The organism is Dongia sp. P2_B8, assembly GCF_056404715.1.
On the sequence record NZ_JBFUDM010000001.1, the window covers coordinates 917264 to 930190 of the forward strand.

Consider the following 12927-nt stretch of genomic DNA (forward strand, 5'->3'; position numbering starts at 1 on the left):
CGAATGTCCAATGCAGGTGCATCGTCGACGGGCGCAAAGGGTGAGCCACCCCACGTCGCACATGCGCCATCGGCATCGCCATCCGGCCTGCTTTACAAGCGCGTTCTCCTGAAAATCTCCGGCGAGGCCCTGATGGGCCAGCGTGACTATGGCCTGGAACCGGCCACGGTCAACCGCGTCGCCAAGGAAGTGCAAGCGGTCCATGATTTGGGCGTCGAATGCTGCCTGGTTATCGGTGGTGGCAACATCTTCCGCGGCATCGCCGGCGCCTCCGAAGGCATGCAGCGCGCCTCGGCCGACTATATGGGCATGCTGGCCACCATCATGAATGCGCTCGCCATGCAGAACGCCCTCGAACAATTGGGTGTCGACACACGGGTCCTCTCCGCCATCCCGATGCAGTCGGTGTGCGAGCCCTATATCCGCCGTCGTGCCGTGCGCCATCTGGAAAAGCGCCGTGTCGTGATTTTCGCCGCCGGTACCGGCAATCCTTATTTCACCACCGATACGGCCGCTGCCTTGCGCGCCTCGGAAATGGGCTGCCAGGCGCTCCTTAAGGGGACCAAGGTCGACGGTGTCTACAGTGCCGATCCCAAGTTGCATAAGGATGCGGAGCGCTACCAGCAGCTCAGCCATCAGGAAGTTCTGGCGCGCGATCTCAAGGTCATGGATGCGACCGCGATCGCACTGGCGCGAGACAACGGCATTCCGATCATCGTCTTCTCGATCCATTCGCCGGGCATGTTCGCCGAAGTCCTGCAGGACCGCGGCCGTTTCACCGTGATCGGCAATAGGCTTGAGAAGCTTTAAGGCTAAACGCGAGAAGAGGGTTTCCTATGAGTGATCCGCGCTTGGATGATTTCAGACGTCGTATGGATGGGGCGCTTGAAGCGCTGCGCAAGGAATTCGGCGGATTGCGGACCGGCCGCGCCTCGGCGAGCCTTCTGGATCCGGTCCAGGTCAGCGCTTATGGCAACAACATGCCGCTCAATCAGGTCGGTACGGTGAGTGTGCCTGAGCCGCGCATGATCTCGGTCCAGGTTTGGGACAAGAGCATGGTCGGCGCCGTTGAAAAGGCGATCCGCGATGCCGGTCTCGGCCTCAATCCAGCCGCCGACGGTAGTACCGTCCGCGTGCCGCTTCCCGAATTGTCGCAGGAGCGCCGCCAGGAACTCACCAAGGTCGCCCATAAATATGCCGAGCAGGGCCGTGTCGCTGTTCGCAATGTGCGCCGTGACGGCATGGATTTCCTGAAGAAGCAGGAAAAGGACCATAAGATCACGGAAGACGAGCATAAAAAGCTCGCCGACTTGATGCAGAAGCTGACCGACGAGCATGTGAAGAAGGTCGACGAAACCTTGGCTATCAAGGAAAAGGAAATCCTTCAGGTCTGACATGAGCCAGCCGCGCCTCATAACTGAACCCCTGCCGGTAGCCGAGCTGCACGCTGCCAACGGCGCCGGGCGACCGCCGCGTCATGTGGCCATCATCATGGATGGCAACGGCCGTTGGGCGCGGGCGCGTGGCTTGCCGCGGACAGTGGGGCATAACAGCGGTGCCGAAGCCGTGCGCCAGGCGGTCAAGGGAGCGGTCACCTGCGGTGTCGAATATTTGACGCTGTTCGGCTTCTCGTCGGAGAACTGGAAGCGGCCAGCAGCTGAGATCGACGATTTGATGGGGCTCCTGAAGCTTTATCTGCGGCGCGAGATCGAAGAGCTGCATCAGAATGGCGTCCGCGTGCAGATCATCGGCGACCGCTCGCGCCTTGGCACCGATGTCGTGGCGCTGATCGAAGCGGCCGAGGCTCGGACTCTTGCCAACCAGAAGCTGACGTTGACCATTGCCCTGAGCTACGGGTCCCGGGCCGAAATCGTGCTCGCCGCCAAGCGCCTCGCCGAAGCGGTCCAGCGCGGCGATGTCCAGCCTGGCGAGATCGATGAGGAGCGCTTCGGCGGTTTCCTGCTGACTGCTGGCATGCCTGACCCGGATCTCCTCATCCGCACCAGCGGTGAGAAGCGCATCAGCAACTTCCTGCTGTGGCAATGCGCCTATGCCGAGTTCGTTTTCGTCGACAAGCACTGGCCCGATTTCGGCCAGGAAGATCTGAAATCCGCCATTGCGGAGTTCCTGGGTCGGAGCCGGCGCTATGGCGCCGCCGAATAGCGCACCGCCGAAAAAAGCCAGCAATCTTGCCACCCGGGTTCTTTCAGCCCTGGTCCTGATCCCGCTGGTTCTCATCGCCGTCTATCTGGGGCATCCCTGGTTCGACCTGTTCGTGATCCTGTTCGCCGGCGTCATGGCCTGGGAATGGGCACGCATTGCCGGCAGGCGGCGTGGTCCATCGGACCCCAGTCCCGCCGCCCGTATCCCCGTCAGCAACCTGGCGCCTGCCGGCCTGCTGTCGATCGCGATCGTCGTGATCACCCTGTGCTTGGATCGCTTTCCGGAAGTGATTGCGCTGGACGTGCCCGGCTGGGCCTTGATTCTTGTCGGTACCATGCTGGCGGTTCTGGTCAGTTTGCCTGCCCACGGGCGCAGGTCGCTCTGGTTCGGACTCGGCATCCTCTATGTCGCGACGCCGGCCATGGCCATGCTTTGGGTCCGCGATGATCCGGTGACCGGGCAGGGCATTCTGCTCCTGGCCTGGATCCTTGCCCTGGTGATCGCCACCGATACCGGCGCCTATGCTGCCGGCCGCTCGATTGGCGGGCCTAAACTGGCGCCGCGCATCTCACCCAACAAGACCTGGGCGGGATTGTTGGGCGGGATGGCCTCTGCAGCTCTGGTCGGGCTCATTTTCGGGCTTTTGTTGCACCTGCCAAGCATTTGGAAATTAATGATTTTGAGCGGTGCGCTGGCTGTGATAGAGCAGGTCGGCGACCTTCTCGAATCCGCCTTCAAACGGCGCTTTGGCATGAAGGACAGCAGCCATATAATCCCGGGGCATGGGGGCGTGCTTGACCGGGTGGATGGGTTGCTCGCGGTATCGGTTGCCGTGGCGGCGTTGGACTATTTTGGCGAAGGTAGTGTGCTCTCATGGTTATGAGCGGAACGGTCACGGAGCTGCGCGCTCCCCCAGTTGAAGCCCGGGCAATTGAACCCCGCAGTGTCACGGTCCTAGGCTGCACCGGCTCGGTCGGCTGCAACACGATCGACATGATCGAGCGCAACCCCGGCGCCTACCGGGTCGAGGCGCTGACCGCCCACAACAACGTCAACCTCCTCATCGATCAGGCCAAGCGTCTGAAGCCGCGCTTTGTCGTCAGCGGCAATCCGGACAATTACGACGCCTTGAAGGCCGGCCTTGCCGGCACGGGAATCGAAGTGGCGGCCGGCCGTGCTGCGGTTATCGAAGCGGCCCAGCGTCCTGCCGAATGGGTCATGGCATCGATCGTCGGTGCCGCCGGCCTTGAGCCGACACTGGCCGCCGTGCGCCGTGGTGCCCTCATTGGCCTTGCCAACAAGGAAACGCTGGTTTGCGCCGGCAGCCTGATGATGAAGGAGGTGGCCAAGCACAAGGCCACCATGCTGCCGGTCGATTCCGAGCATTCCGCCATCTTCCAGGTGTTCGATTTCAATCGCATCGAGGCGATAGAGAAAATCATTCTCACCGCCTCGGGTGGTCCGTTCCGCACCAAGACGGCCGAGGAAATGTCGGCCATGACGCCGGCCCAGGCCGTGGCGCATCCGAATTGGTCGATGGGCGCCAAGATCTCAGTCGATTCCGCCAGCATGATGAACAAGGGCCTGGAGCTCATCGAGGCCTATCATCTGTTCGGCCTGCCTGAAGACCAGATCGAGATCCTGGTGCATCCGCAATCGGTCATCCACTCCATGGTCGCTTATCGTGACGGATCGGTCCTGGCTCAGCTGGGCACGCCGGATATGCGGACGCCGATCGCCTTCGCACTTGGCTGGCCGAATCGGATTGAAGCGCCTTCTGCCCGGCTCGACTTCGCCAAGATTGCGCAATTTACCTTCGAAGCCCCTGATCCTGTGCGATTTCCGGCGTTGCGTCTGGCTCGGGCAGCACTCAAGGCGGGTGGCCGGGCCCCAACCATTCTCAACGCTGCCAATGAAATTGCAGTGGCGGCGTTCCTGGAAGGTGGTATCCGTTTCACCGATATCGCCGCCGTGGTCGAAGCGGTGCTTGAACAATTGCCAGCCGGTTCGCTCGCCAGCATCGATGATGTTCTGGAAACCGATGGGGAAGCGCGCATTGCAGCGAAATCCCAGGTCGCCGCCCGGCGCAAGAACAGCACTCATTAACCGGCACTCATTAACCGACTGGCTGTGGCCGAAAACGGTCTGGAAGAATAGGAAGCGGAGCTGGCATGGATATCGTCGCGGACATCTCGCGCAACGGCTTTTGGTTTCTGGTTCTGTTGACGCCTTTGGTGTTCATCCACGAACTCGGCCATTTCCTGGTCGCTCGCCTGTGCGGTGTCCGGGTCGAGGTCTTCTCGATCGGCTTTGGGCGCGAACTGTTTGGCTTTACCGACCGCCATGGGACGCGCTGGAAGTTCAGCCTGCTGCCGCTGGGTGGTTATGTCCGCATGTTCGGCCAGGCCCCCAACGAGCTGGAGGGTGGCGAAAAGCCGGTCGTGATGTCGGCGGAAGACCGGGCGGTTTCTTTTATGCACAAAAGTGTTGGCCGCCGCGCCGCCATCGTTGTTGCTGGCCCGGCCGCCAATTTCATCTTTGCGATCCTGGTGCTTGGCATTTTGTATGTGAGCTACGGCAAGACCTATCGTGCGCCCGTCATTGACGAGGTGGTGGTGGGATCTGCGGCCGCCCAGGCGGGCATTCTGCCGGGTGACCGGGTCGTTGAGGCCAATGGCACGAAGGTCGAGACATTCGAGGATGTTGCACAGACCATCCTGATGAATCTCGACCAGCCGCTGGCCCTGATTATCGAGCGCAATGGCGCCAAGATCGCCATTACGGCGACGCCGCAGATCATCACCGAAAAGGATTTTCTGGGGAAAGAGGCGCGGACGGCCCGTTTGGGAATCATCTCGAAGCGGCCTGGGCCGGTTATCGCCTTGGGTCCGCTGGAGGCTCTGTCTGACGCGACGGTGGATATCTACGATATGACCGTCAATTTGCTGACAGGTATCTGGCAGATGGTGTCGGGCGTCCGACCGGCTAGTGAAATTGGCGGCGTGTTGCGAATTGCGACGGTTTCCGGGGCAATGGCCGAGTTTGGCTTCTTTTCGTTGGTGATGCTGGCAGTAACGCTGTCGGTCAATCTGGGTCTGATTAACCTGTTCCCGGTGCCGATGCTGGATGGGGGGCATTTGGCCTATTATGCCGTCGAAGCCGTACGTGGTCGTCCGCTCAGCGAGGGAGCCCAGGAATGGGGCCTGAAAATCGGCCTCGCCATGGTACTTAGCCTCATGTTATTTGCCACATGGAACGACTTGGTTTATCTGAAAGTAGTCGATTATTTCCGTTGGCTTTTCACCTGATCGGATGATGCGTAAAATGGCTCTTTTGCGTACGCTGCTTTGCGCCCGGACGGGGATTGCCAAGCCTGTGATTTCCCAGCCCGTGGCTTCCCAGCCCGGAGCTTCCCAGGCCGGAGCTTCCAAGCCAACGACACCCCGGCTGCTTTTGTGCGCCGTCTTGTTGTTGTCGGCCATATTGGTGCCGGGCATGGGTATCCGGCCGGCCGCAGCCCAGTCGATCAGTGCTGGTGACCCGATCCAGGAAATCCGCATCGAGGGCAGCCAGCGTATCGAGCCCGATACCGTGCGCAGCTATATGGCGATCAACCCCGGCGACCCGTTCGACGCCAAGGCCATCGACCGGGCGCTTAAGAATCTGTTCGCGACCGGCCTTTTTGCCGACGTGAATTTCCGCCGTGAAGGTGGGTCGCTGATCGTCCAGGTCACGGAAAACCCGATCATCAACCGGATCGCCTTCGAAGGGAATGACAGGCTCGAAGACGATCAGCTGCAAACCGAAATTCAGCTGCGCCCGCGCGTCGTCTATACCCAGGCGCGTGTCCAGGCCGACGTCAAGCGCCTGCTTGATCTCTATCGCCGCAATGGCCGCTTTGCCGCCACGGTTGATCCCAAGGTCATCAAGCTCGACCAGAACCGCGTCGACCTCGTCTTTGAAATCAATGAAGGCGATGCCACGGAAATCGAACGCATCGATTTCGTCGGCAACAAGGTGTTCGACGATGACGATCTGCGCGACATCATCATCACGCGCGAAAGCGCCTTCTACCGCATCCTCTCGACGAGCGACACCTATGACCCCGATCGCCTGACGGTCGACAAGGAAAACCTGCGCAAATTCTATTTGTCCGAAGGTTATGCCGACTTCCGTGTCGTCTCTGCTGTCGCGGAATTGTCGCCGGACCAGGAGGCTTTCTTCATCACCTTCACTGTGGAAGAGGGCGAGCGCTACAAGCTGGGCAAGGTCGATATCAAATCCACGCTGAAAGATCTGGACCCGCAATCACTGTGGAGTGATGTGCTGACCAATGAAGGCGATTGGTACGATGCGAGTCTGGTCGACAAATCGGTCCAGGCAATTGCCGATCGCGTGGGCAGCCTGGGTTACGCCTTCGTCGATGTGCGCCCGCGGATCCAGCGCGACGCCGAAAACCATATCCTGACCTTGACCTATGACATCCAGGAAGGCCCCAAGGTCTACGTTGAGCGGATCGAGATCACCGGCAATGTGCGCACCCAGGATAAGGTGATCCGCCGTGAATTCCGCTTGGCAGAGGGTGATGCCTTTTCAACCGCCAAGATGAAGCGCACCGAGCAGCGTCTGCGTAATCTCGGCTTCTTCGAAGCGGTCGACATCCAGACGACGCCGGGCAGTGCGCCTGACAAGACGATCGTCAAGGTGAAGGTGGCCGAACAATCCACCGGTGAACTGACCTTTGGTGCCGGCTTCTCGACCGCTGACGGTCCGTTGGGCAATATTGGCCTGCGCGAACGCAATCTGCTTGGCAAGGGCCAGGATCTGCGCGCCAACTTCACTCTCTCCGGCAAGCGTTCCCAGGTGGACGTCAGCTTCACCGATCCCTATTTCCTCGACAAGGATCTGTCGGCCGGTGTCGATCTCTTCCACCGCCGCTACAACGACGTGCGCGGCGACAATTACGATCTGTCGCAATCCGGCTTTGGCCTGCGCATGGGTTACGAGTTGACCGAGTATCTCCGTCAGACACTTGGCTATCGCCTAAGCGTCGACAAGATCTCCGACGTCGATGACGATCTCTCGGAAGCCATCCGGGACGAGAAGGGCTATACCATCCGCTCGACCTTGAGTTCGGATCTCATCTATGATCGCCGCGACAATGTGAACGATCCGCGCAGCGGCTATTTCCTCAGCCTGTCGACTGATTTTGTCGGTGCCGGCGGTGATGTCACAGCTCTGCAGAACATCGTCAGCGGCGGTTATTTCTATCCGATCAACGACGATGTCTCGATCGGGCTGTCGGCCGAAGCCGGTCAGATTCAGCCGCTGTTTGGCGATCATTTGCGTGTGACCGACTCCTTCTCGCTGGGTGGCCAGAACCTGCGTGGCTTCCAAAGTTCGGGCGTCGGTCCGCGCGACGGCGAAAAGAATGATTCGCTGGGCGGCCAGTACATTATCGACGGTACTTTGCAGGCCAGCTTCCCTCTCGGTCTGCCGGAAGAATTCAACATTCGTGGCCGCGCCTTTACCGATTTCGGCATGCTGACCGGTACCGATCTCGACAACGATATCGACATTCGAATAGAGGACGACGCGAGCTTGCGTGCGTCAGCCGGTGTGGGTGTGACCTGGGTGTCGCCCTTCGGACCGATCGCCGTCGATCTCGCCTATCCGCTCTTGAAGGAACATTACGACAAGACGGAATGGTTCCGTTTCAGTGTCGGTACATCCTTCTAGGTCTTAATCGTTTCGTTCAGTGGAGTTATGCGCGTGTTTAAAATTCGATTGATGACAAAGGCCGCGACGGCCTTGGGTCTGGCTATGATCGCCTTGACACCTATGACGTTTGTCAGCGCCCAGCCGGCGATGGCTCAGGAAGCGGCTCCTGCCCCCAACCAGATTCCGGTCGCAATCGGCATCGTCAATGTTCAACAGGTGGTTGCGAAGTCGACCGCGGGCCAGTCGCTGAAGAAGCAGGCTGATGCGCGCCGCAAGCAGAACCAGGCGGACATCCTGGCCGAGGAAAAGAAGCTGCGTGCTGAAAACGACCAGCTCAATGCGCAGAAGGCCAATATGGCGCCGGCCGAGTTCCAGCAAAAGGCGCAGGCTTTCCAGGGTAAGCTCAATGCCTGGCGCCAGGGCGCCGAACAGAAGCAGAAGGCTTTCGAAGGGGCTTATAACGCGGCTCAGAAGCAGATCTTCGAGACCCTGCAGAAGGTCATCGGCGACATTGCCGTACAGAAGCGGCTGACGTTGGTTCTTAACAAATCTGTCGTCATCGTCAGTGCCCAGGCCTGGGATATCAGCGATTCAGCTCTGGCGCAGCTCAACAAGGTTCTGCCTGCCGTCAAAATGTAAGCGAACCTTGATATGAACGAGGTGGCGCGCGGGCCGGTCGCCAGCGTGCCATGACGGCGGCTAATTGGCGGAATTGCGGGAAAAAGGGATAGGGATGGCGGAGGATTTGCCGACAGGTGGGGTTATCGATATCGCGGCGATCATGCGCATGATCCCGCATCGGTACCCGTTCCTGTTGATCGATCGCGTGATTGATGTCGTGTCGGGAGATAGCGCCACGGGCATCAAGAATGTGACGGTCAACGAACCCTTTTTCCCGGGCCACTTTCCAGGGGCGCCGGTCATGCCCGGCGTGCTCATCGTCGAGGCGATGGCGCAGACTGCGGCAGTCATTGCCGTCCATGCCCTGGGCTCGGAAGCCGAGGGCAAGATCGTCCTGTTCATGAGCATCGACGATTGCAGATTCCGCCGTCCAGTGACGCCGGGCGATCAGCTGCGTCTCGAAGTGAAGAAGGATCGCGCCCGTGGTCCGGTCTGGCGCTTCGTCGGCGTGGCCAAGGTCGATGGCCAAGTCGTGGCTGAGGCGACCTTCGCTGCGATGATCCGCGACCGCTAGTTCTCAAATTTCTGGTGCTAGACGCCAGCAACCCAACGCACCACGAAGAAAACCGCCATGCCGATGAGGATCGTCGGCATCAGTTTCTTCCATTTCCAGCTCACCGCCGCGGCGACGATCGCTCCCACCAGATGGGGGTTGCGCCAGCTCAGCTGGATGTCGCCAGGGCCGGGATAGAGGACGGCCGGCACGATGATTGCCGTGAGCACTGCTACCGGCACAAAGGCGAGGGCGCGTTCGACCAGCGGCGGAAAGCGGACGTGATCGGCAAAAAGATAGACCGGCCAGCGGATGGCAAGGTTGATCAGTGCCATGCCGCCGATCATCAGCGCGATCTCAAGCTCGCTCATGATGCGCTCCGTTCGATATCGACATTGCCAGCTTCGGACTTGTTCTTGTGCCGCGCCCATTCCTGCACGCCAAGGCCGGCCGCGATCCCCGCGAAACCGCCCAGCATCAGGCCCAGCTTGAAGGGCAGGCCGTTGGCAAGGGTTGCCACCAACCCCGCGACGATCGCTGCCACCCAGAAGGGGCGGGAGCGCAAGGCAGGCATGACGATGCCGATGAAGGTCACCGCCATCGCAAATTCCAGACCCCAATGCTTGATCTCTTCGAACTCGGTGGCGAGCACGATGCCGATATAGGTCCAGAACTGCCAGTTGAGATACATGCCGAGGCAGGAGGCCAGATAGTACCAATGTGCATGTGGACCATCGCTGTCGACGCGGTAGCGCCGCTCCATGATGGCAAAGGTCTCGTCGGTCAACCAGGCAGCCAGGCAGAACCGCCAGCCGTGATTCAGTTTGCGCACATGATCGACAAGGGTCGCTGCATAAAGCAGATGCCGGAGATTTAGGATCAGGGTCGCGAGCCAGATGACGCCGAGTGGCGAGCCAGTTCCCAGCAGCAGTATGGCGATGAACTGCGCTGATCCAGAGAAAACGAAGAGGGACATGCACATGACGGCCAGCGGCGACAGGCCGGCGCCGGTCGCCAGCGTGCCGAAGATGACGCCAAAGGGAATGGCTGAGATCATCAGCGGCAAGGTTGCAAGCAAGCCGCGTCCGAACTCCGCACCGATTGGAGATCGGCGGGTATTCACCATATCGCTCATCAGATCACACGATTCCGTAAGAGCCGCCGGGCCGCGTCCGCAGGATGTCCGCAATTCGCTGCAGCGCATTTTCCAGGATGCGCCGGTCGGCCGGTGCACAGAGGCACAGACGCACCCCATTGGGCGCATTGCGTGTCAGCGAGAAGATGGTGGCGGGCGAGACGCCGACACCTTTGAGGCGCGCCTGCAGCGCAAAGCCATCGGCGGTCCAGGGTTCCTGTAGTTTCAGCCAGATGTGATAGCTGGATTCATCGCCGCAGATCTCGACATCGCTCAGGATACGCCGTGCCATGCGCTGTCGTGCGATGGCCTCGATCCGGTGTGCTTCGGCGAGGTCCATGCCGGTGCCATCCTCCACCCAATCGGCAGCGATCTCGGCGGTAAGGGGTGCTGCCATCCAGGTGGTCGAGCGCACCACTTGTGCAAAGCTGTCGAGTGCGCCCTCCGGAATGGCGAGATATCCCACGCGCAATCCCGGCGCCATGGATTTGGAGACGCTGGTGAAGTAATGGCCGAGTTCCGGCGCATGCGCGGACAGAGGCTCGATATTGCGTGTGCCGAGGAGGAAACCATAGACATCGTCTTCGACGATTTTGACGCCATGCTTGCGCGCTACTTCAGCTAGTGCCCGGCGACGTTCGACCGACACGACGATACCGGTCGGATTATGCATGTTGACCACGCAATAGAACGCCTTGGGTCGCAGATTGACGCAGGCCGCTTCGAAGGCATCGACATCGACCCCGTCATGGTCCATCTGCACGCCATGGAGCCGAATGCGCAGAAAGTCGGCGAGGCGCCGCAGGCCGGGATAGGTGACGCATTCAGTCACCACCACATCACCCGGCTCGGTGATGGCGCCGAGCGCCGCCGTCATCGCATGTTGGCCGCCGGCAGTCACGATCACGCGCTCGGCCGGCACTGGATAGCGCTGCTCGCTCAGCCATTGCGCACCAGCCGCACGATGGCGCGGCATACCGACATGATGGTGGTAATCGAGGAGTGAATCGATGCCCGGGCGTGCCGCGATGCGCTGCAGGGCATTGGACAGCAGAGCGTCATTGGCGCGCGGCGTCGGGAAATTGATGGAGAGATCGACGAAGCCGCCGGCTTCGATCTCAGCCTCGCGCTCAGCAGGCATTTCCGGCCGACGGCGTACATCGGGCCGCACGAAGGTGCCGCGGCCGACTTCGCCACCGATGAGCCCGCGGCGTTCGGCCTCGGCATAAGCCCGCGTCACCGTCCCCACCGTGACACCCAGCCGGAAGGCAAGTTCGCGATGGGTCGGCAGGCGCGTCCCTGGCGCCATGCGTTGCTGGCGGATGTCTTCGGACAGCGCATCAGCGATCGCGAGATAGCGCGGGCCCGGAAAAGTCGTGATGTCAGGTTGCCAGTTTGTCATGGTGACAATGTATCGATTGACTTCAAGCATTGTCAAAACAATTATGGCGGCGCGGGTACAATGCTGAACAATGTACAAGACGCAACCAAATATGACAGAAGGATTGACTGAAATGTCTCGATACAAATCGCCGTCGATCGGCAGCGACCCCATCTTCGGCCGACCTAAGTCCCACGGCGAAGCCACCGCTCTGCGCCTCGTCGTGACCTTTCTCTTCGATTGCCTGGAGAACTACCGTCAGCGCAAGGCCTTGGCCGCTCTGGACGACCACATGCTGAAAGATATCGGTTTGACCCGTTGCGATGTCGAAGCGGAAGTCTCGCGCCCTTTCTGGCGATGAGGCGACGGAACTGACAAGAAATTGGAGTGCTGGAACATGAAACATCCGATTTATCAGGTAGATGCCTTCACCGACAAACCATTCGCCGGGAATCCGGCTGGGGTGATGCCGCTCAAAACCTGGCTACCTGACCAGCAACTCCAATCGATCGCCGCCGAGATGAATCTTGCTGAGACCGCCTTTTTCGTACCGAAGGAGGGTGGCTATCATCTGCGCTGGTTCACGCCGACAGTCGAGGTAAAGCTGTGCGGCCATGCCACCTTGGCCTCAGCTTTTGTCCTCAATCGGCTGATCGACCCGACGATCACACAAATGCGCTTCGACAGTCTGTCGGGGCCGCTGCATGTGAACGTCGGAGACGATCGCCTGGAACTGGATTTCCCGGTCATTGGCTTTGAAGCCAATAAAGATACGACCATGCCTGATCGCATTGCCAAAGCCATTGGCCAGGCGCCGATCGATGTCGTGGTCAGCCCAATCTATGATTCCTATCTCGCGCGCCTTGCCAATGTTGCGGCGGTACGCGCTGCCGTTCCCAATTTTGCAGCGATCGAGGCGCTTGGCCGGGATCTCATCATTACTGCCGATGGCAAGGAGGAGGGGGTCGATTTCGTCAGCCGCTTCTTTGCACCACTGCATGGCATTCCGGAAGATCCGGTCACCGGTTCGTCGCATTGCGTGCTGGCACCCTATTGGGCGCAGCTAACGGGCAGCCAGCGATTCCATGCCCGGCAGGTCTCTCGGCGGGGTGGCGATTTGTGGCTCAATCTTGCTGGCGATCGGCTCAAAATCGCCGGCCATGCGGTCTGTGTGCTATCCGGAGAAATCGAAGTAAATTAATAGGTTGGCAGATAGCGGTGCGGCCGTTTGGGCCGCGCCGCGACACCTGTCGCTCTTGCACCGCCGAAGGCTTTGCGCTAATAGCCCTTGCCCAAGCGGTCATGCCATGTGGTCTCATCCACCACGCGCGGTATCGGCTTGGGGTTTGCCCC

14 protein-coding genes are annotated in these 12927 nt (G+C 60.3%); 11 read left to right on the top strand and 3 right to left on the bottom strand.

The window, feature by feature from the left end; genetic code table 11:
• Window positions 1–3: 3 nt before the first annotated feature.
• The 9 genes from pyrH (at window position 4) to fabZ (ending at window position 9079) form a co-directional block, all read left to right on the top strand.
• Window positions 4–810 (top strand): UMP kinase, encoded by an 807-nt coding sequence (gene pyrH / locus AC1DWZ_RS04240; RefSeq protein WP_477167613.1) that lies wholly within the window; start codon window positions 4–6, stop codon window positions 808–810.
• A 26-nt stretch (window positions 811–836) separates the two neighbouring features.
• Complete coding sequence (gene frr, locus AC1DWZ_RS04245) at window positions 837–1394, top strand: ribosome recycling factor (protein ID WP_477167614.1); 558 nt, start codon at window positions 837–839, stop codon at window positions 1392–1394.
• 97 nt (window positions 1395–1491) lie between these two features.
• Window positions 1492–2163 carry a polyprenyl diphosphate synthase gene (gene uppS / locus AC1DWZ_RS04250; RefSeq protein WP_477167745.1) on the top strand — a complete coding sequence of 224 codons (672 nt, stop codon included), beginning with the start codon at window positions 1492–1494 and terminating at the stop codon, window positions 2161–2163.
• A complete protein-coding gene (locus AC1DWZ_RS04255) occupies window positions 2147–3046 on the top strand; it encodes a phosphatidate cytidylyltransferase (RefSeq protein WP_477167615.1) in 900 nt (299 codons plus the stop codon). Before uppS ends, AC1DWZ_RS04255 begins: the two co-directional genes overlap by 17 nt.
• Entirely contained in the window at window positions 3043–4269 is a 1227-nt protein-coding gene (locus AC1DWZ_RS04260) for a 1-deoxy-D-xylulose-5-phosphate reductoisomerase (RefSeq protein WP_477167746.1), read from the top strand. The genes AC1DWZ_RS04255 and AC1DWZ_RS04260 overlap by 4 nt, the downstream gene beginning before the upstream one ends.
• Window positions 4270–4334: 65 nt before the next feature.
• Window positions 4335–5471 carry a M50 family metallopeptidase gene (locus AC1DWZ_RS04265; protein WP_477167616.1) on the top strand — a complete coding sequence of 379 codons (1137 nt, stop codon included), beginning with the start codon at window positions 4335–4337 and terminating at the stop codon, window positions 5469–5471.
• Between the two features lie 187 nt (window positions 5472–5658).
• On the top strand, window positions 5659–7902 hold the full coding sequence (gene bamA / locus AC1DWZ_RS04270; RefSeq protein ID WP_477167617.1) for an outer membrane protein assembly factor BamA: 2244 nt from the start codon (window positions 5659–5661) through the stop codon (window positions 7900–7902).
• 51 nt (window positions 7903–7953) lie between these two features.
• The gene (locus AC1DWZ_RS04275) at window positions 7954–8523 is read left to right on the top strand and encodes an OmpH/Skp family outer membrane protein (RefSeq protein ID WP_477167618.1); all 570 of its coding nucleotides are present in this window, start codon (window positions 7954–7956) and stop codon (window positions 8521–8523) included.
• A gap of 94 nt (window positions 8524–8617) precedes the next feature.
• The gene (gene fabZ, locus AC1DWZ_RS04280) at window positions 8618–9079 is read left to right on the top strand and encodes a 3-hydroxyacyl-ACP dehydratase FabZ (RefSeq protein WP_477167619.1); all 462 of its coding nucleotides are present in this window, start codon (window positions 8618–8620) and stop codon (window positions 9077–9079) included.
• 17 nt (window positions 9080–9096) lie between these two features.
• Here fabZ and AC1DWZ_RS04285 read toward each other — a convergent pair whose 3' ends face one another.
• The 3 genes from AC1DWZ_RS04285 to AC1DWZ_RS04295 are packed head-to-tail and all read right to left on the bottom strand — an operon-like array spanning window position 9097 to window position 11595.
• Complete coding sequence (locus tag AC1DWZ_RS04285) at window positions 9097–9429, bottom strand: AzlD domain-containing protein (RefSeq protein ID WP_477167620.1); 333 nt, start codon at window positions 9427–9429, stop codon at window positions 9097–9099.
• A complete protein-coding gene (locus AC1DWZ_RS04290) occupies window positions 9426–10193 on the bottom strand; it encodes an AzlC family ABC transporter permease (RefSeq protein WP_477167621.1) in 768 nt (255 codons plus the stop codon). The genes AC1DWZ_RS04285 and AC1DWZ_RS04290 overlap by 4 nt, the downstream gene beginning before the upstream one ends.
• Before the next feature lie 4 nt (window positions 10194–10197).
• Window positions 10198–11595 carry an aminotransferase-like domain-containing protein gene (locus AC1DWZ_RS04295; RefSeq protein ID WP_477167622.1) on the bottom strand — a complete coding sequence of 466 codons (1398 nt, stop codon included), beginning with the start codon at window positions 11593–11595 and terminating at the stop codon, window positions 10198–10200.
• 112 nt (window positions 11596–11707) lie between these two features.
• Here AC1DWZ_RS04295 and AC1DWZ_RS04300 point away from each other — a divergent pair, with 112 nt between their 5' ends.
• On the top strand, window positions 11708–11935 hold the full coding sequence (locus tag AC1DWZ_RS04300) for a DUF1127 domain-containing protein (protein ID WP_477167623.1): 228 nt from the start codon (window positions 11708–11710) through the stop codon (window positions 11933–11935).
• A 36-nt stretch (window positions 11936–11971) separates the two neighbouring features.
• Window positions 11972–12775, top strand: a complete 804-nt coding sequence (locus AC1DWZ_RS04305) for a PhzF family phenazine biosynthesis protein (protein ID WP_477167624.1) — start codon at window positions 11972–11974, stop codon at window positions 12773–12775.
• The last annotated feature ends 152 nt before the right edge of the window (window positions 12776–12927 follow it).

Excerpts from the sequence above, each read along its gene's own strand:
- AC1DWZ_RS04305 (WP_477167624.1), top strand. The coding sequence starts at position 11,972 with ATGAAACATCCGATTTATCAGGTAGATGCCTTCACCGACAAACCATTC.
- AC1DWZ_RS04260 (WP_477167746.1), top strand. The coding sequence starts at position 3,043 with ATGAGCGGAACGGTCACGGAGCTGCGCGCTCCCCCAGTTGAAGCCCGG.
- AC1DWZ_RS04285 (WP_477167620.1), bottom strand. The coding sequence starts at position 9,429 with ATGAGCGAGCTTGAGATCGCGCTGATGATCGGCGGCATGGCACTGATC.
- AC1DWZ_RS04300 (WP_477167623.1), top strand. The coding sequence starts at position 11,708 with ATGTCTCGATACAAATCGCCGTCGATCGGCAGCGACCCCATCTTCGGC.
- AC1DWZ_RS04290 (WP_477167621.1), bottom strand. The coding sequence starts at position 10,193 with ATGAGCGATATGGTGAATACCCGCCGATCTCCAATCGGTGCGGAGTTC.
- pyrH (WP_477167613.1), top strand. The coding sequence starts at position 4 with ATGTCCAATGCAGGTGCATCGTCGACGGGCGCAAAGGGTGAGCCACCC.
- AC1DWZ_RS04265 (WP_477167616.1), top strand. The coding sequence starts at position 4,335 with ATGGATATCGTCGCGGACATCTCGCGCAACGGCTTTTGGTTTCTGGTT.
- AC1DWZ_RS04295 (WP_477167622.1), bottom strand. The coding sequence starts at position 11,595 with ATGACAAACTGGCAACCTGACATCACGACTTTTCCGGGCCCGCGCTAT.
- uppS (WP_477167745.1), top strand. The coding sequence starts at position 1,492 with ATGGATGGCAACGGCCGTTGGGCGCGGGCGCGTGGCTTGCCGCGGACA.
- bamA (WP_477167617.1), top strand. The coding sequence starts at position 5,659 with ATGGGTATCCGGCCGGCCGCAGCCCAGTCGATCAGTGCTGGTGACCCG.
- AC1DWZ_RS04255 (WP_477167615.1), top strand. The coding sequence starts at position 2,147 with ATGGCGCCGCCGAATAGCGCACCGCCGAAAAAAGCCAGCAATCTTGCC.
- frr (WP_477167614.1), top strand. The coding sequence starts at position 837 with ATGAGTGATCCGCGCTTGGATGATTTCAGACGTCGTATGGATGGGGCG.
- AC1DWZ_RS04275 (WP_477167618.1), top strand. The coding sequence starts at position 7,954 with ATGACAAAGGCCGCGACGGCCTTGGGTCTGGCTATGATCGCCTTGACA.
- fabZ (WP_477167619.1), top strand. The coding sequence starts at position 8,618 with ATGGCGGAGGATTTGCCGACAGGTGGGGTTATCGATATCGCGGCGATC.